An 18,063-nucleotide genomic window follows, 5' to 3' on the forward strand; every position below is an offset into this window, starting at 1 on the left:
TTTTTAAAAAGGCTATAATAGCCTTTGGAAACAAACAAAAAAAAGGGCTGTTATGAAGTTTATATCAGATAAGCTGTGGTGTGAATTAAAAAGTGTATTTTCGACAAAAAAAACAAAAGTTGGACGACCTGAATTTGACAATCGAGTTGCATAGGGGGATATTTTTATGATTAGAAATATTGTTTGTCCTTTAAGATGTGGATTGTCTACTACTCGAGATATAACTAAAATTATTGTTCATGGTGCAAAAGAACATAATTTAAAAAATATTTGTTTTGAGATTCCTAAAGGTAAATTAGTTGCGTTAACGGGACCTTCTGGTTCAGGTAAATCTTCTATAGCAACTGATATTCTTCAAAAAGAATGTATTAGACAATATTTAGAATCACTTGGTATGACTACAGACCATATAGAAAAAGCAAAAGTAGATATTCTTATGGGATTGTCTCCTTCAATAGGGGTTTCTCAGCGTGTAACTGATTTTAATCCTCGTTCTACGGTTGGTACCAAAACAGGTATTCTTACTATTTTAAGAAATATGTTTGCAGCTATGGGATATCAGCCTTGTACAAGTTGTGAAAGAGTTGTTAAACAACCTTTGCAAGACAAAAATAAACTCGTAACAATTGAAATAGAAGAAAAAACTGATTCTTCAAAAAAAAGAAAGAAAAGTTATTTTAATTGTCCCCATTGCAATACCAAATTAGAAAAGCTCACTATGGCTCATTTTTCATCTAATACTATAGTGGGAGCATGCGAAGCTTGTAAGGGATTAGGTGAAGTTATTAGCGTTGATCTTTCATGTTTGCTTAATGAAGAAAGATCGATTAGAAATGGCGGGGTAAATTTTTGGGATGAAGCATTAGCAAAGTATTATGAAGGCGTTATACTCGCTGCTAGTAAGCATTATAATTTTTTATTTGATGCCGAGACACCGATGCAAAATTATACACAAGAACAAAGAAATTTTTTACTGTATGGGATTAGTTTTCCAGATTTTGTTAAAGCGTATAAACATACTAAAGCTCCGAAGAAAGTTAGCGAAGGTCTTTTTGAAGGGGTTGTTCCTGGTTTGTTGAATTTATATAAAAATAATCCTGCAAAAGCCTCAGATAATATTAAAAAATATATTGTAAATGAGCCATGTGCTGAATGTGAAGCAACAGGTTTGGCGAGAATTGGTAAAAAAGTAACCATTTTCGGAAAAACTATTGTAGATGTGATTAGGCTTAATTTAAGTGAATTTCTTCAATGGCTATGTGATTTAAATGAGTCAATTTCAGAAGATGAATTGCAAGTATTTGCAGCCTTTGCTGATGCATTACAAAAAAGAACCTCCAATTTGATAGAAGTTGGATTGCATTATGTAAGTTTGAATCGTACACTTCCTTCCTTATCCGCCGGAGAATCACAAAGAGTAAGATTGGCTAGTTTACTTGGTAGCGAGCTTACTGGCGTGTTATACGTTGTAGATGAACCAACAACAGGTTTGCATCCTCATGATACTGCAAAGTTATTAAAAACATTGCGAATGATACAAGAAGCAGGTAATACCGTTTTGGTTATTGAGCATGATGTTGATGTTATTAAGAATGCAGATTTTATCATAGATATGGGACCCGGCGGAGGTAGTCAAGGTGGGGAAGTTATAGTTTCTGGTACACCAGCAGATGTTATGGCTTGCGAAAGATCGATTACAGGTAAATATTTGGCTAAGAAGCCATTTGTTGATTTAAATACTGTTGCTCGCCAGAATAAGGAAAAATTAGTTGTACATGGAGCGAATGAACATAATTTAAAGAATATTGATGTCATTATTCCGTTAAAACAACTTGTGGTATTAACAGGGGTATCTGGTTCGGGAAAATCAACGTTCTTATTTGATATTGTGGATAAAGCAGCAAGACAATACTTTAATAATGCAAGTACAGTTCCGGGAAAATATACTTCTATTGATGGTTTAGATTATTTCGATCGAATAGTAAATGTTGATCAAGTTACGATAGGTTCAAGATCATCGCGGTCTAATGTAGCAACTTATACTAAACTTTTTGATTATATTCGAGATGTATTTGCATCTTTGCCAGAAGCAAAAATTCGTGGTTTTAATGCTAAAGATTTTTCTTTTAATGTTTCTGAGAAGCGTTGTGAAAATTGTGATGGTGCTGGTGTAGTAGAAGTTGATATGACATTCATGCCTAATATTGAAGAAGAATGTCCAGTTTGTAATGGAACGCGATTTAATGAGAAATTATTAGAGGTTAAATTTCAGGGATATAATATTGCAAACATTTTAGATATGACGGTAAATGACGCTATTGCTGCATTTAGAGATGAGAAAAAGATTTTTGCGATTTTAGATTTAATGAGGCAAGTTGATTTAGGACATTTAAAATTAGGCCAATCTACTGCAACGTTATCAGGCGGAGAGGCACAAAGAATTAAGTTGGCTGCTGAATTATCTAAGTCTGAAGCTGGTAATACATTGTATTTATTAGATGAACCAACAACAGGGTTGCATCCTCATGAAGTGGGAAAATTGCTTACTGTATTTAGGAAATTGATATCTAAAGGAAATACGGTGGTAGTTATTGAGCATAATTTGGATGTTGCTTGTGAGGCAGATACTATTATTGATTTTGGTCCAGGTGGCGGAATAGCAGGAGGTACAATTGTTGCAACAGGTACACCTCAAGAAATTATAGAAAATCGAGATTCATTAACCGGACAATCCTTGAAGGATTATATAACAGGTAACGGTCTTAACAATAGTTAAGTGCTTGCAAAAACAAGTCCCGCTGAGCGGTTCTTGATGAACATCTCGCAGGACATTTAATATAACAAGGTGCTTGCTTCATGGGTCTGTGTTTTGCTTTTGCCTTTGTGCTATTTTTTGTTTTTGTAGATTTTGGTAAACGTAAATCTATTTCAGCAAGAAGCATAAAGAAGGTAGTAAGTCGTGTTTTTTCTTCACAAGCTAACACATTAATAGTTTTTACCGGACGTAATCGAGCCATATAATACTTTCGTATTAAAATTTAAAAATGTAAGTTTCAAGCGTTGTCTTGTTTCCCTTTGCTTTTCTACTTCGCTAAAACTACGAAGAACATGAAAGCAAAGAAGGACGTTCTGTATATGGCGTAAAAAATTACTGTCTGAGGAATTGGTGATTAGATTAACAATTCAAGAAGGAGTTGTACGCCATGAGACCTATGATCTGCATGAGATCATCAGAATTTGTATCTATAATTGCGTACATAGTTTTTCCTTTTAAATATAATGCGTTCGTTAAAACTTGCTGAGATAATAGCATATGATGAGGATAATGCAATAAGAAGAAAATATATATGAGTATATTATTTACCCATGAGAGGTTATACTAGGACTTAAAAAAATACTTCTACGTTAAAGCTCATAATTAAGAAAGTACGTATATGAAGCGTCTCGTTCGGTTAATTTTTTTATTGTTTTTTGTTGTTTTTTATTCATTTAACACGGTTTGTATTATTGAAAACATACCTTATAAACCATTGCCTTCATCATTACCGCCTTTTTTTTCTAGTTTTTCTGCTAAACAACGTTATAACCAAGAGGGATTTTGCGGAAATACATTGGTACAAACGCCTCGCGGATATAAGCAAATTAAAAATCTTGTTAGGGGTGATGTTGTTATAGATTACGAAGGACAAGAAAAAAGAATAGTTGCCATAGCAAAAAAATATGTGGATCAGTATGTGGAGTTTGTAGTAGATAATACCGCTGTTTATAGTGGAGCTGATCAATGTTATTATACTACATCATTTGGGTTGTGGTTTTCAGGACAGAGAGTGTATCCAGGTGTAACGTTGTTAAATAGTAAAAGTGAGTCTTATGAAGTAACGCATAAGAGAGTGGTATGCAAAAAAGCATTTTTGTATTGTCTTACGGTAAAAGATCATACTTTTTCTATTGCCCCACATGGATTATGTGTACACAATTGCGAGGCACTTGCTATGGGCGTTTCGAGTATGTGTTTAGGCAATGTCATAGTAATCAATCCTATTGTTGCGGCGATTGGCGCTGCTATTGCCTTATCTACTATTGGGCATAGGGCTTATCAGGCATACATCCAACAGTATCAACCTTCCGATCAAAAAATTGTACTACCCTCCGATGTAGTTCTTGCTGAACGTTCTTATTATAATCAAAGAACAACCGCTTTAGAGGGAATGAAACAAGAATTACTTTCTATTAAAAATGGCTTAGAAAATATTAAAGCTTTTTGTGGCGCTCATTCAGAAAGTTTTACCTATCAATTCTTACAAAAACATAGTACTTCGAATGCCTATTGTTACAATCAGTTTTTGAAAATTTCTGATAAAAATGAGGCATTGCTATCAAATCAGCAAAAAGAAAACCTGAGGATATTGCGAGAAATTGATTTACAATACCGTGAGCAAGAAATCATAGATCTGCAATGCATTCTAGCCCTACATGTTGATGAGCTTATAAAACAAGTAGACACTGCTCGTAATGAATATACGCAAGCGAGAGAGCATATAAGTAATGCTACAGCCTTATGGAATAATAATCTCAGCAAGATGACTTATGCCATAGCATTGCAGTCGTATAAAGCAGACCTTCTGGAAGAGCACCTACTTGATAATTTTGCTCAAAATCTGAATGAATTAAAGATAGTAGCTCAGTATTATACTCATTGTATGAATGTCATGTGTGTAGAACAAAGCACAAATGTTATCGATGTTTTGGAGAAAATACTGCCAGTAATTATTGAATGTGATCAATGGGTGGCAACGAAAAAAGTTCGCGTTGCCACAAAGATTGCTGTATCAGAAAAGCATTTTGCTGGTCGAGGTATTTTAATAACTGATCTTAAGAGCGGAACAAAAAATGAGCTTGCACGGGGTCGTAGGAATACTAATGCACAAGCTCTTGCTGACGCTAAAAATAAATTAGCAAGTATAGTTTCTGCTGGGGGTCCTAATAAAAATAATAAAAAAAATGATGATAAGGATGAATCTAACAAAGATTCATCCAACGAAAAAAATATTCTTAAGACAACAAAAGAGGCGACAGAAGCAGCAGAAAAATTAGGGTTTGAAAAAACTAATTATTATTCTCAGAGGCAGCCTGTATTCAAAAAAGGAAATACATATATAACACCTGATAGATCTGGGCACAACGGTGGTGTATGGAAAATGGCTAATTCTGTTAAAAATTTAGAGAGTAGAACAGTGAGAATGGGCACTTATGATAAACATCTAAATCGAATTGGAGATTAATGTGAAATATTGTTGGCGAATAACAAAATATGATCCAAAAAAACGCAATTCACAAGGATGGTTTCTTGAAGATACTTGGATTTCCTACGGTGATATTGGAAGCGTCTATCAAGGTGAAAAACTTACCTATGATGAATATGTACGAGTAGAAGATCTTTATATAAACGCAATAGTATTATTGATGAATTGTTTAGATGTTTCACAGCTACAAGTTAAATACTTAGAGAATCATGGTAGCATAAATGAAGACGCTTTGGTTGATAAAGAAGAGGTTATATTTGTTAATGGGCTCAAAGAAAATGATTTATTATCATTAGAGCAGGTTAAAGTAGCATCAAAGTTGATATTGCGAAATTATTTTTGGTGCAAATTGATAGGTAAGCATAAAATGTTTGTTGATTTTAGTCATGATTATTATATGTATATTGGTAGTAGGTCAGAATGCAAGGATGCTTTGCAAAAAATAAGAGAATCAGGGTTGTTTGTGGAAGATTTTAAATCTTTTTATAGATAAATTATTTTAAGACAGATGAAATTCATAAATTAGACCTATTTGTTAATCATGTATTGATGAAAAAAAGGTTTGAATGTCTTGTAAACTAACGGTAAATTGTATTTCATGGTTCCTGAACGTATCGAGTATCGGACCCCAAATAAAGAGGTTCTTGAATTTATGCTAATCCTGTCCTAAGCTAAAAGCAAAAAAAAGGATATCGTGAATGAAAAAATATCTCGTGCTTTTGTCCGTTTTCTTTGTAACTTCGAGTATACACGCTAAACGCGAAGTCTTTGCCCACTCTTTTATGTATACCAAACCGGGATATTATGACATTGTCATGGAACAAGCACTGTGGCACGATATTGAATTTAATAAAAAAGGCCACGTCAGAGGTGGTTTTCAAGCTATTCCATTTTTCCAAAACTCCATGTCTCTTGATAAAAATGCCCGTTATTTTTTAATGAATGGCAAAACTGAACTATTAGTAGCTGGTGATCAACAAACAGCGGATTTAGAAACCAGAGATATTCGTGCTGAATGGGTAAACTTACCAAGCACCTTCCGCGGTTTTTTATCAGTAAATCCAAAGCAACAACAAAAAGGTTGTCTTTTCGAATATCACCAGGACTTAAAAACATGGTTTGATGTTCGATTTCTGCGCGATATGTATATTCAAATACAATTGCCCGTTTCGGTGGTAAAAAATAACATACATCTAACGCAAACTAATGTTATCAACCAAGGAACTGACTTCCCCCAAAATATCATCCAAGCATTTAATCAGCCATCGTGGTGCTTCAGTCGCATAGACAATTGTCAGAAAAAAAAAGTTGGCGTAGCAGAATTAACCATAAAATTGGGAACAAGTTATATTTCTGAAGAATTTTTACAACTCGACTACTATACAGTATTGGCAATTCCTACCGGCAACAAACAAAATGGTGAGACAATGTTTGAACCAGTCAACGGCAATAACCATCACTTAGGAATTGGCGGAGGTCTCAATATACAAGTTCCTTTCAATAGAGACACCACCAATTTTGCATTTTGCGGATTTATTGACCTTGAATCAGTCATTCTTATTAGAAACAAACAATTCAGAACATATGACTTATTCGACAAGCCATGGAGTCGATTTCTTTTAATGAACGTCATAGGCGCTCAACCAAATACCAATCAACCTGGTGTTAACTACATGACACAAAGAATTACCGCAAAACCATTCAACATTGTTGATTTTGCACTGGGATGGCGCTTTCACACACCAACTATGGAAGCAGAAATTGGCTACGGAATTTGGGGACACGGTAATGAAAGAACCAACCTTAAACAACCGGCACCTGCTCACATCTTTGGATTAAATGGCACCACACCTGTTATAACAGATCAACCAATCCCTTTTGGAATAGCTGGCAGCGCACCTGGTAAAACAGCAAGCAGAAGTACTATTGCCTTTAAAGCCCCTGATGATCTTGAATTTGTACCAATAACAACCTGCGACCTTGACCCTCAATCTGGCGAAAGCTATGGCGGCTTTGCCCAGCGAGCATTTGGAAGCATTGGATGGATTAATAAAGGTGAAACGAGCGATAGCATTCTTGGCATTGGATGGTCCGTAGACGTTCCCTTCCACAACTCGCTACTACAACTCTGGAAAGTGTGGATAAAGCTAGCCGCAACATTTTGAGATTGCAACTTTCTTGCGAATGCATTTTTATTCTGCTAAGCTAGAGATGTTTAATTGTTTATTTGGCCAATAAATGGTTTGAGTTATTTGTTTTATTTTTTATTAAAGTGATGTTTATGAACATTTATGTTGGAAATCTTCCTTATTCTGCTACAGAAAATTCGATGAAAGAATTGTTCGAAACCTACGGACAAGTAACAACTGCAAAAATCGTTACTGATAAATTTACTGGCTCATCTCGTGGTTTTGGCTTTGTTGAAATGCCAAATGCTGACGAAGCTCAAAAAGCTATTGATGAACTTAATGGTAAAGATTTTGAAGGACGTAAAATAGTTGTTAATGAGTCTCGCCCACGTGAAACAACTGGACGTGATAACCGCCCTCCTCGTCGTGAAGGTGGATACAATGGTGGCGGTCGTGATGGCGGCGGAAGAAATTCTCGCTACTAATTTGACCCAATATCACTTTGTTCTTATTGGGTACCCGTCGAAAGAACACTATAGAAATTCGACTGGATATTAAAAACTGAAAAGTGCAAGGGTCCCTATTAACGTAGGGACCCTTTTTTTGAACCCCATGTTTTTTTTTAAGCCCTGCTTTAATCCCCAACTCCGTTTCTCTTCATTGGGGTCCCCATACGGAATGAAATGAAGTGTGGGACTGAGCTTCCGTTTCTCTTCACCCGGGCACCCGATCGAAATGAAATGGAGATTGGGTACAAAGCGAGAATTGGATAATAATCTGCCATATAAAAAATAAACCTTGCCTAGATCGATTTCTTCTGCTAAGCTATAAATGTAATAAATTTTTATTGGCCAATAAAGAATATCAATATATCTGTTTTATTTTTACTAGAGTAATTTTTTATGAATATTTATCTCGGAAATCTTTCCTATTCTGCTACAGAAAACACAATTAGAGAACTTTTTGAAGGTTACGGACAAGTAACAACTGCAAAAATCGTCACTGACAAATTCACTGGTTCATCCCGTGGTTTTGGTTTTGTCGAAATGCCAAATGATGACGAAGCTCAAAAAGCTATCGCTGAACTCAATGGTAAAGATTTTGAAGGACGCAAAATAGTTGTTAATGAATCTCGTCCACGCGAAACAACTGGTAGCAACAATCGCCCTCCTCGTCGTGAAGGTGGTTACAATGGTGGTGGTCGTGATGGCGGCGGAAGAAATTCTCGCTACTAATCCCAGCTTTGTATATTGAACTGAAAAGTAAAGTGGTCCCTATTAATTTAGGGACCACTTTACTTTAACCCAATCTTTTCACCAGGGTCTTCGTAGCTTTACACGAAGTAAGCTCCATCCATCGAAAGGGAACTGGAGATAGGTTTAAAGTATAATGCAGGCGTAAATAAACCTTGCCTAGGTCCATTTCCTCTGCTAGACTGCAGGGGTAATAAATCTTTATTGGCCAATAAAGAATATCAATATCTGTTTTATTTTTACTAGAGTGATTTTTTATGAATATTTATCTCGGAAATCTTTCCTACTCAGCGACTGAAAGCACAGTTAAAGATCTTTTTGAAGGTTACGGACAAGTAACAACTGCAAAAATCGTTGCTGACAAATTCACTGGTTCATCCCGTGGTTTTGGTTTTGTTGAAATGCCAAATGATGACGAAGCTCAAAGAGCTATCGCTGAACTCAATGGCAAAGACTTTCAAGGTCGCAAAATGGTTGTTAATGAATCTCGTCCACGTGAAGCAACTGGTCGCGAAAACCGCGCACCTCGTCGTGAAGGTGGCTACAATAACACCAGTAGCAGTAGCAACAGCCGTGATGGTGGAAGAAATTTCCGCTACTAAGCACATTTATAACCCAATAACACTTTGTTTATATTGGGTATCCGTCGAAAGAAATTAGATAAAAGACCTGTATGTAACAATACAGGTCTTTTTCTTGACTTACATTTCCAACAAATCCTATTCTTTTTCATGTATACAGTAAAAATTATTAATCCTATACCTGATCTGGATACTCTTCGCGCTCATCCTGAACTTGTTGAAGGATCAGAGCGCTCTGGTCCTTTTATCCCCAGCTTCGTTTTTCTACGCCGGGGTCCCCGTGTGGAATGAAATGGAACATGGGGAAAAGCAGGTTCAGGATGAGCGCAGTAAGAAAAAACTGCAGCTGTTTTAGATAATTGTCTCAAAAAAGGCTGTTGAACTATGACAAAAAAATGGTACCTAATCCTCGCAATCTTCCCTATTTGCATCATCAGCCTTCTCCTGTGGTACATACTCTCTCTGTCTCAATCACAAAAAACGATTAAAGTAGGCATTCTCCATTCGCTCACAGGAGACTTAGCCATTAGTGAAAAGCCCGTTGCCGATGCAACACTCCTTGCAATCAGAGAAGTAAATGCTGCAGGGGGAATTTTTGGAAAAAAAATTGAAGCTCTTCTTGTTGATGGACAATCGAATGAAACTGTATTTGCTGCACAAGCAGAACGTCTCATAAAAGAAGAAAACGTTGTCGCTATTTTTGGATGCTGGACATCACCAAGCAGAATAATGGTAAAAGATGTTGTTGAAAAATATAACTCCGTTCTTTTTTACCCTGTACAATTTGAAGGCCTTGAAGATTCAAAACATATTGTATATACAAGTACCACACCAAATCAACAAATAATCCCCGGTGTTACCTGGTGCATGCAGCATCTTGGGAAAAAATTTTTTCTTGTCGGATCCGATCACATACTTCATGAGATAATTAAAGATGTTGTATTCGCCTATAATGGAACAATTGTAGGAGAAGAATATCTTGCTCTTAATGATAAAAATATCAATCCCATTGTACAAAAAATTGTTGATTCAAAGCCGGACGTTATTTTAAACAATCTCGAAGGTGATTCTAATATTCTTTTTTTTACGGAACTGCGTAGAAGAGGCATAACACCGGAAAAAATACCAACCATGTCATTCAGTATCTCTGAACCGGAATTACAGCTTTTCAACACAGATTCCATGACCGGAGACTATGCAGCATGGAGCTATTTTGAACGTATTGATACTCTTGAGAACAAAATATTTGTGAAGAAATTTGAAGACATGTATGGTGAAAAACAAACTGTCAGCGATGCTATGGAAGCGGCTTATTTTGGTGTGTATTTATGGAAACAAGCGGTAGAAAAAGCACAATCAACAGAACCTAAGCTTGTTCTTCCTGCACTGTATAATCAAGCATTTAATGCTCCACAGGGAATTATTCATATTGCTGAAAAATCACTGCAAACATGGAGTTTGGGACGCGTTGGCAAAATTCGATCAGACAAACAATTTACTATTTTGTGGAGCTCTCAAAAATCAATAAAACCTGAGCCTTATCCCCCAACAAGATCTATTGATGAATGGCATGCCGCGCGAGCAAAAATAAGCGAATTGGAAAGTAGACAATGATAAAACGAATAACTGTACCATTATCACTACTATTATGTATTGTTACGTGTGGCATTTTTGGTTGGTACCAGTATGTGTATTATTCAATTATACCAACATACCAAAAAAAGCTTTCTGCAATAGCAGATAGTCGTTCTCATGAAATTAATACATATCTCAATGAGCAAGAAAAAAATGCGATACAATTATCACAAGAACCTCTCGTAATCAAAACTCTTAACAAAATATCTCAAGACGAAGAACAAACACTCTCCAATCTTATTTCTGCACACAAAGAACATATGGGGTTTAAAAGTGTACTACTCATCGATAAAGATGGAACAGTCATATTTTCAACAACAAAGAAAAATCTTGTACATGAAAATCTTAACAATCACACTGATTCATCTTTAGGCAAATCATATGAACGAGCAGCAATGACGCTCACCAATGATTTTTCCTATTTTAACTTTAACACACTACTTCAAGAACCTGCTTTTTTTATTACCATTCCCATTCTTGCAGAAAAAAAATATATTGGCGCTCTCTCATACCAATTGGATCAAGAAAAAATATATCTCATAACTAATCAATATATTGGATTAGGAAAAACAGGGGAAATTGCTCTGGCAAGAAAGGAAGGAGAATATATTGTTTTTCTTTCTCCAACCAGAAACGATCCCGATTTAGCATTTAAAAAAAGAGCCCTGTTTACTAATCCGCCACTTTCAATTCAAGCAGCAACTCTTGGTCAGGAAGGTTCTGGTACGGCAATTGATTATCGAGAAAAAAAAGTTGTTGGTGCATGGAAATTCATTCCTGAGCTTGATTGGGGAATGATCGTCAAGATTGATCAATCAGAAATACTAGAACCAACACAGATACTATACTCATTCTTCTTATTGTTTTTACTTATTTTTATACTCAGTTTACTGATAAATGGTTACCTATTTTTCCCTCTCATACGACATACAGCAATAAAAATAAATACAGCACCTCCGTGTAATAAAATTCCTGCAATTGTCAAAAACCCACTCTTTATTTTACTACTTATTTTTCTTGGATTAACGGTAAAAAACATTATCCAATGCAAAATAAAAAAATCATCCACCATTAAAAAAGCACAACAAAAAGCAATAGACACAAGTACAAAAAGTGCTGAAACAATTGAAACTGTTCTGAAAAAAATAGCTTTTGTTGCTCAATCAATCTCTGATGATTTACGAACAAATTATCTCAAAAAGGACGATATTTCTACACGAATCAAAAGAGATTTGTCAGAAAACAATATACTTACTAATATCACTGTGCTATTTACACCATACAGCTATAACAATACAACAGAATTACACGTGCAGACAACTTCAACTGACGTAGTAGACACTGCAAATATGTTTCAAACACAATGGTACAAAGAAGCACTGGAAAAAAAATCCATATGGATTGTCAATTCAACAAAAAATGGTTCAATAGGTACTCCAACAGCTACATATGCGTGCACCTTTTTTAATAGTGATAATAAACCACATGGCGTTGTTGCAGTTACTTTTTCGCTACTCCCTATTACTGGAAACGTTGAATACAATAGCATTGGACAAACGGGATATTCAATTATCACAAGCAATACCGGAGCCTTTATTTTTCATCCAATTTCAGCTTTAGCTCAGAATCAAACAACACTGTTACAATTTGCTCAATCAAATGGAGATGAAGAACTTGCAAGCATTGCTCAAAAATCATTAGATGGAAAACCTCTTATTGCATCGTACAAGTCTCCCACCACCAAAGAACTTTATTGGATAGCAACGCAGCCTATTGCAATTAATAATTGGACTATTGGAACAATATTTTCAGAAAATGAAGTTGGACTTGCTACACAAAAAATACGTCACTATTATTTTTGGATATTATTGTGGCTCATCATAACACTATTAATCGCTGCATCATTGCTGTACACATACACAATTATTACAGGAACTACATGTACTGCACTAGTAAATCTTGTATTATTGCTAGGACTAATTGCTGCATGGCATACAATCACCATTACGCACACAATAAACAGAGAATCTACAACGGTAGTTACTGATCAATCAAGTCTTGATAAATTTTTAAATGATCTTAATGAGGAAGCACATCGCAAACACGAACCAAAACCAATCAATGTTCCTTGTGGATTATTACTTTACTCAATCACCATTCCTGATCCTGATCACGTAGAAATATCAGGTTATCTCTGGACCAAATACAACATAACAGAACACACAAACATCGCTCATGGCATAGATATTCTTCAATCAACTCGTATGGCAATTGGCAAACCTCTCCTTTCAAAAACAGGCAATTGGGAAACAGAAACATGGACTGTACAGGGACTATTATCACAAGATCAATTGAGTACTCAATATCCTTTTGATCAACCACAATTACGCATTATTCTTGAACATCGCGATATTGAAAAAAACATTATCCTGACTCCTGATCTTGTTGGATACAAAAAAGTAAGCCCTGAATCAACTCCAGGACTTGATAAAGAATTTTCGATTGCTGGTTTTACCGTTGAGCAAACTTTCTTTGAATATCATCAGTTTGATCCAAAAGCAAACTTCGGATTTAAAGAATATGGTAAAGTAACTGACAACTTCCAACTGATTTACAATGTAATTTTAAATCGGAATTTACTCAACCCGTTTGTACTATATGTACTTCCATTGTTTGTCATACTCTTTACACTTTTCTGCACACTACTCATTGCAAGCAGAAGAACAGATCCATTTTCAATGCTTGGACCTTACACTGGTCTCTTTTTCTCTCTCATTATATTACAACGGTCTCTGCGCGAACAACACCCATCAGGCTCAACATTGTACATAGAGTATGCATTTTTTTACACCTATGTGACTATTATTTTGCTGATTCTGCACACTATTTTAAATCACTTTTATAAGCACAAAGGCGCATACCAAAAGAAGGCATTTCATGTGATTAAATTACTTTTCTGGCCATTCCAATTTATCACATGGTTAATTACTACACTAATCGTTTTTTACTAAAAAACCCCGTTTCTAAACTTTCCCCAAGCGCTCATCCTAAACTTGCCCGCCGTCGCTAAAGCTATGGCGGACTGTGCCTGCCGAAGTCTTGACGAAGGCTGGTTGAGAAGGATTAAGCGCTTTATTGTTAGCAAACTACCCAACTCCGCTCGTCCTGAGTGTTTTTTGTCCTCAAAAAATGTATCGAAGGATAATCCTCAAAAGGTTTTTATTCACTTACACCCTTCGATACATTTTTGCAAAGCAAAAACACTCAGGGCGAACGGATAAGCCTAAAAAACACCATAAAAAAAGAGGCCTGTACAGCCTCTTTTTTTAACTTTACAATATATTTACTCGGCCCATACTACTCCAAGTTTTCTGAATATGTTGCGTACATCCTGAGGAAAAGTTCTAATCTTTGCAAGAGCAACATCAGGTAGGTTTGTACCATAGATATTTTGCATCACTAAACATAATCTATAAAACCATACTAGTTGTGCAACATTACAATTTTTTAAAGCATCAAACTCTTGCTGAGATAATTTAAATTTAGTCCACAAGATAAGATCATGCCCCCCTGAAACAACCTTTCCATCGGGACAAAATGCTATCGATCCAACATTCCGTGCAAAAGTATACATTTCTTCTCCAGTCGCAGCGTTCCACATCACAATGCTCTTCGGATCACTCAGACCAACCGTAGCAAATGTATTACTATCATGACTACATGCTACTGCCTTAATACCTCTTGGATCACCAATAAGATTCCGTAAAACATGTAATGGTCTCATCCCCCGCCATATAATAAGATTATTCTGATCGCCATATCCACCCGTAACCATTCTTGTACCATTGGGACTACATGCTATTGATAAAATAGCTTTTGTATGGCTACTAGGTAGGCTAAGATAATTTTCCATTGGAGTATCCCAGATAACAAGATTATCATCATATCCACTCAGACCCCCCATACAAATTCTACTGCCATCTGGAGTAAATGTTACTGTTGTAACAGTTCGTAGATTACTTATTAAAATCCTATAGGAAAGATCATTAGGTTTGCTTATATCTAGCAAGATACAGTCTTCTCCACCCGCAACAATTGTATTACCATCCGGACTAAATGCTACTGAATAGACTGCCTTTTTAGCTTTAGGATGAGTAAGATTACACATTTGATTTCCTGTCACAACATCCCACACAATGAGATTGTTGTGATCACTCAAGCAACCTGAAACAATCTTACTGCTATCAGGACTAAATGCTACTGACGAAACAGCACCTGGATGACCAATAAGGTTATTAATTTGTTTTCCAGTTGCAACATCCCATACAGTAAGATTGTTTTGAATACCGCCATGTCCGGCAACAATCTTGGTACCATCCGGACTACATGCTACTGATGATGATAAAATACCAGACGACAGTAAAATTTTTGGTTCTACACTTTTCTCATTTAAATGACCAACTAAAAAAGACATAAGATCAGGTAAAACAAATCTTTTGGCAAAATAATCATTAAGTTCTTGTAAATTTTCATAGTCATCTGACTGGTGATATCCACTATCTGTTGCCATTTCAACAATACGATTACCAAAAACATTTAGAATAGTATCATTAATTCCTAAAAATATGGCTGCGTTGCATAATGAAACAAGATCTGCCAACGTAAAGTGATCAAGTTGATTCCTTAAGGATGTTAAGGGTCCTATCGTATCAGTTTTATACGCTTTTAAAATACCAACAATAATCGCAATTGTATTGAGATCTGGATATTCACTAGATATACCGATAGTCCGTTTAGTTTTGTCTTTTCTATGGTTCCATAACATTTCAAGAACGGGAAGTACCGATAAAATATTTTCATCGATAACAATCCCATCTCCTGTATCTTTGTTATAAAGATATAACTTATCCTTTATATCTACTCGTTCTTGCATTGCTTCTTGTGGCGCAAGATCCATTGCCACCATGTGTCCAATAGCCAATAATGAAAACAAAACACCATATTTTTTTATCATTTTTCTCCCCATATATTTAACAATAACAAATTGTTTCTTTATAAAACTATAATAAATATACAGGTTGAATGTAAATAAAAAACGGTTTATAACAAAAAAGAGGCCTATTACAGCCTCTTTTTGTTATTACAAATAAATTCTAATGTTGATTAGTAGGTTGAATCAAGAACACGCGCTTCTTCGTACACAACCTTAATATCACCAAGCATACCTTTTTCAGTATACACAGTGTCACCAAGGTCTTTTTTCTGCTGTGCAGCTTCAACTATTTGTGATAATGCTACCTCTTGTGATGCACCTGATGGACGAGGAAACGGATACTCTAATTCATATGATCCTGCTTTTTTTGCAGTGAAAACTCTGATAAATCCTTTTCCACCACTTACTTTTTCACCTGGCTTTAGCACAAATGCAGCCTCTTTTCCACCTTCTTTATATTCAGCACTAATAGTATCTGTTGAATCATTAAGAACAGTAAGATCTGCGCCCCCACTTGCTTGAGAAGACATTTTCACACCCATGCGATTTCTTATAAACATAAAACCTGCAATGCCAACAACAACTATAGCTGCAACAATTATTAGTTTTTTCATGAGCATCCTTTTTTTAAAAAAAACATATCACATTTTATAATTCATCATCACGCTATCATAATTGCAATCTGAATTTCAACAAAAAACTACGAGCTAACATTCTTTACATGTTCGCCAACTCTTGTAATTCTTGCAACGCAGCAACATGATCTTCTTTTTTAAAAATTGCTGTCGCAATTGCACAATCATCAACGCCTTGCGCAGTAAGACCAGCAATGTTTTCTTGAGTGATTCCTCCATCAAGACCAATTCTAAAATGTGCATCATGTTCTTGCCGATATGCAACCAACTCAGCAATGCGATCAAAAGTAGTTTCTAAAAAAGGCTGTCCGGAAAAGCCAGGTTCAACCGACATCAATAAAACTTGATCTACAATATTCAAAAAAGGCACAATGCGCGCAAGTGGCGTTTTTGGACGTATTGCGATGCTAACCTTATGTTTTTTTTCTCTTATTGTTTTTGCAAAACCAAAAATATCAATATCTAGTTCTATGTGAAAAGAAACAAGAGACCCGATCGGGAGTAAAAGTTGCTCATAAAAAACAATTGGGCTATTAACCATCAAGTGCACCCATACCGATTTTGCCATTGTTACAATTTCATTCACCTCATTTGGATTGTTCCAAAATAGATTCGGAACAAAAACATTATCCATTACATCAATGTGAAAACCTGCACAATATGGTACAAGCAACTCTATTTCTTTTTGTAAGTTCGATTGGTCGGCAGCCATAAGTGACGGATAGATATTCATACAACCTCTTTTAGGCGTTCGCACCCTTCGACAAGCTCAGGGCGAACGGATTAGAGAATTATTGGTCCGTTCGTGGTGAGCTTGTCGAACCATACGAACACAAATTAAAAACTCCTTCACCCACTATAGCAAAGCACAAATAATAGTTAAACTTAACAATAAAATGTTTGATTATATGAGTGCACCATATTAAACTTTATAAAGAAAAACAAAAAGCCTGACAAATCAGAAAAACAGTTGTAGATAAAGGGTTTTTTACAAAAAACAAACAATGATGCGTTAAAAAACCTGAGTCTTGCACTGTAAAAAAAGTTTGAAATTTATTGTTTTTGATTTATACTTAAAAAGTGATGTAAATCGTGAGATTATACCAACTTCTTAAGGAGAATACATGTTTAAAAAATTTCGTCCACTCGGAGATTACATCCTTGTAAAACGCGTTGAGAGTGAAGAAAAAACAGCCTTTGGCATTATCATTCCTGATGCTGCAAAAGAGAAGGCACAAACTGGCCTGGTGATCGCTGTGGGGCAAGGACGTTTGCACGAAGGCAAACTTATTCCTCTTGCGGTGAATGTAAACGATACCGTCTATTTTGGTAAGTACGCAGGCACCGATACCGGCGACAATCATCTTATTGTTCGCGAAAGTGACATTCTCGGAATTATTGAAGAATAAATTTTAGCATATAGGTAGTAACAATATGTCATCAAAAAGAATCGTTTTTGGCACCGAAGCACGCGAAAAAATCCGCAAAGGTGTTGATACATTAGCCGAAGCAGTTAAACTGACTCTCGGGCCTT

The 18,063-nt window shown here is 35.8% G+C and carries 14 protein-coding genes; 10 read left to right on the plus strand and 4 right to left on the minus strand.

The window, feature by feature from the left end; genetic code table 11:
- Positions 1–166: 166 nt before the first annotated feature.
- On the plus strand, positions 167–2,776 hold the full coding sequence (gene uvrA / locus VJJ26_01230) for an excinuclease ABC subunit UvrA (GenBank protein HLC06786.1): 2,610 nt from the start codon (positions 167–169) through the stop codon (positions 2,774–2,776).
- Here uvrA and VJJ26_01235 read toward each other — a convergent pair.
- Positions 2,763–3,017, minus strand: a complete 255-nt coding sequence (locus VJJ26_01235) for a hypothetical protein (protein ID HLC06787.1) — start codon at positions 3,015–3,017, stop codon at positions 2,763–2,765. The genes uvrA and VJJ26_01235 overlap by 14 nt on opposite strands.
- A gap of 417 nt (positions 3,018–3,434) precedes the next feature.
- Here VJJ26_01235 and VJJ26_01240 point away from each other — a divergent pair, with 417 nt between their 5' ends.
- From VJJ26_01240 to VJJ26_01275, 8 genes are all read left to right on the plus strand, one after another.
- Entirely contained in the window at positions 3,435–5,282 is a 1,848-nt protein-coding gene (locus tag VJJ26_01240) for a toxin C-terminal domain-containing protein (GenBank protein ID HLC06788.1), read from the plus strand.
- 1 nt (position 5,283) lies between these two features.
- Positions 5,284–5,796 (plus strand): hypothetical protein, encoded by a 513-nt coding sequence (locus VJJ26_01245; protein HLC06789.1) that lies wholly within the window; start codon positions 5,284–5,286, stop codon positions 5,794–5,796.
- Positions 5,797–6,001: 205 nt separating this feature from the next.
- Positions 6,002–7,468: a hypothetical protein gene (locus tag VJJ26_01250; GenBank protein ID HLC06790.1), complete on the plus strand. Its 1,467-nt coding sequence runs from the start codon at positions 6,002–6,004 to the stop codon at positions 7,466–7,468.
- Positions 7,469–7,584: 116 nt separating this feature from the next.
- A complete protein-coding gene (locus VJJ26_01255; protein ID HLC06791.1) occupies positions 7,585–7,917 on the plus strand; it encodes an RNA-binding protein in 333 nt (110 codons plus the stop codon).
- Positions 7,918–8,334: 417 nt separating this feature from the next.
- Positions 8,335–8,667, plus strand: coding sequence for an RNA-binding protein (locus tag VJJ26_01260; GenBank protein ID HLC06792.1), 333 nt, complete (start codon positions 8,335–8,337; stop codon positions 8,665–8,667).
- Positions 8,668–8,942: 275 nt separating this feature from the next.
- Positions 8,943–9,287 carry an RNA-binding protein gene (locus VJJ26_01265; protein ID HLC06793.1) on the plus strand — a complete coding sequence of 115 codons (345 nt, stop codon included), beginning with the start codon at positions 8,943–8,945 and terminating at the stop codon, positions 9,285–9,287.
- Positions 9,288–9,650: 363 nt separating this feature from the next.
- The gene (locus VJJ26_01270; GenBank protein ID HLC06794.1) at positions 9,651–10,880 is read left to right on the plus strand and encodes an urea ABC transporter substrate-binding protein; all 1,230 of its coding nucleotides are present in this window, start codon (positions 9,651–9,653) and stop codon (positions 10,878–10,880) included.
- Positions 10,877–13,912 (plus strand): cache domain-containing protein, encoded by a 3,036-nt coding sequence (locus VJJ26_01275; protein HLC06795.1) that lies wholly within the window; start codon positions 10,877–10,879, stop codon positions 13,910–13,912. Before VJJ26_01270 ends, VJJ26_01275 begins: the two co-directional genes overlap by 4 nt.
- Positions 13,913–14,244: 332 nt before the next feature.
- Here VJJ26_01275 and VJJ26_01280 read toward each other — a convergent pair whose 3' ends face one another.
- The 3 genes from VJJ26_01280 to VJJ26_01290 form a co-directional block, all read right to left on the minus strand.
- Positions 14,245–15,915, minus strand: coding sequence for a hypothetical protein (locus VJJ26_01280; protein ID HLC06796.1), 1,671 nt, complete (start codon positions 15,913–15,915; stop codon positions 14,245–14,247).
- Between the two features lie 149 nt (positions 15,916–16,064).
- A complete protein-coding gene (locus VJJ26_01285; protein HLC06797.1) occupies positions 16,065–16,508 on the minus strand; it encodes a hypothetical protein in 444 nt (147 codons plus the stop codon).
- 103 nt (positions 16,509–16,611) lie between these two features.
- Complete coding sequence (locus VJJ26_01290) at positions 16,612–17,262, minus strand: ribulose-phosphate 3-epimerase (GenBank protein ID HLC06798.1); 651 nt, start codon at positions 17,260–17,262, stop codon at positions 16,612–16,614.
- A gap of 391 nt (positions 17,263–17,653) precedes the next feature.
- On the opposite strand from VJJ26_01290, the gene VJJ26_01295 reads away from it, so the two are divergent.
- The gene (locus VJJ26_01295; protein ID HLC06799.1) at positions 17,654–17,938 is read left to right on the plus strand and encodes a co-chaperone GroES; all 285 of its coding nucleotides are present in this window, start codon (positions 17,654–17,656) and stop codon (positions 17,936–17,938) included.
- Positions 17,939–18,063: the final 125 nt, after the last annotated feature.

Source organism: Candidatus Babeliales bacterium (assembly GCA_035288105.1).
Classification (GTDB): Bacteria; Babelota; Babeliae; order Babelales; family Vermiphilaceae; genus SOIL31.

Bases quoted from the DNA above. Each gene is read 5' to 3' on its own strand.
- VJJ26_01270 (HLC06794.1), top strand. From the start codon at position 9,651: ATGACAAAAAAATGGTACCTAATCCTCGCAATCTTCCCTATTTGCATC.
- VJJ26_01295 (HLC06799.1), top strand. From the start codon at position 17,654: ATGTTTAAAAAATTTCGTCCACTCGGAGATTACATCCTTGTAAAACGC.
- uvrA (HLC06786.1), top strand. From the start codon at position 167: ATGATTAGAAATATTGTTTGTCCTTTAAGATGTGGATTGTCTACTACT.
- VJJ26_01255 (HLC06791.1), top strand. From the start codon at position 7,585: ATGAACATTTATGTTGGAAATCTTCCTTATTCTGCTACAGAAAATTCG.
- VJJ26_01265 (HLC06793.1), top strand. From the start codon at position 8,943: ATGAATATTTATCTCGGAAATCTTTCCTACTCAGCGACTGAAAGCACA.
- VJJ26_01250 (HLC06790.1), top strand. From the start codon at position 6,002: ATGAAAAAATATCTCGTGCTTTTGTCCGTTTTCTTTGTAACTTCGAGT.
- VJJ26_01275 (HLC06795.1), top strand. From the start codon at position 10,877: ATGATAAAACGAATAACTGTACCATTATCACTACTATTATGTATTGTT.
- VJJ26_01235 (HLC06787.1), bottom strand. From the start codon at position 3,017: ATGGCTCGATTACGTCCGGTAAAAACTATTAATGTGTTAGCTTGTGAA.
- VJJ26_01285 (HLC06797.1), bottom strand. From the start codon at position 16,508: ATGAAAAAACTAATAATTGTTGCAGCTATAGTTGTTGTTGGCATTGCA.
- VJJ26_01290 (HLC06798.1), bottom strand. From the start codon at position 17,262: ATGAATATCTATCCGTCACTTATGGCTGCCGACCAATCGAACTTACAA.
- VJJ26_01260 (HLC06792.1), top strand. From the start codon at position 8,335: ATGAATATTTATCTCGGAAATCTTTCCTATTCTGCTACAGAAAACACA.
- VJJ26_01280 (HLC06796.1), bottom strand. From the start codon at position 15,915: ATGATAAAAAAATATGGTGTTTTGTTTTCATTATTGGCTATTGGACAC.
- VJJ26_01240 (HLC06788.1), top strand. From the start codon at position 3,435: ATGAAGCGTCTCGTTCGGTTAATTTTTTTATTGTTTTTTGTTGTTTTT.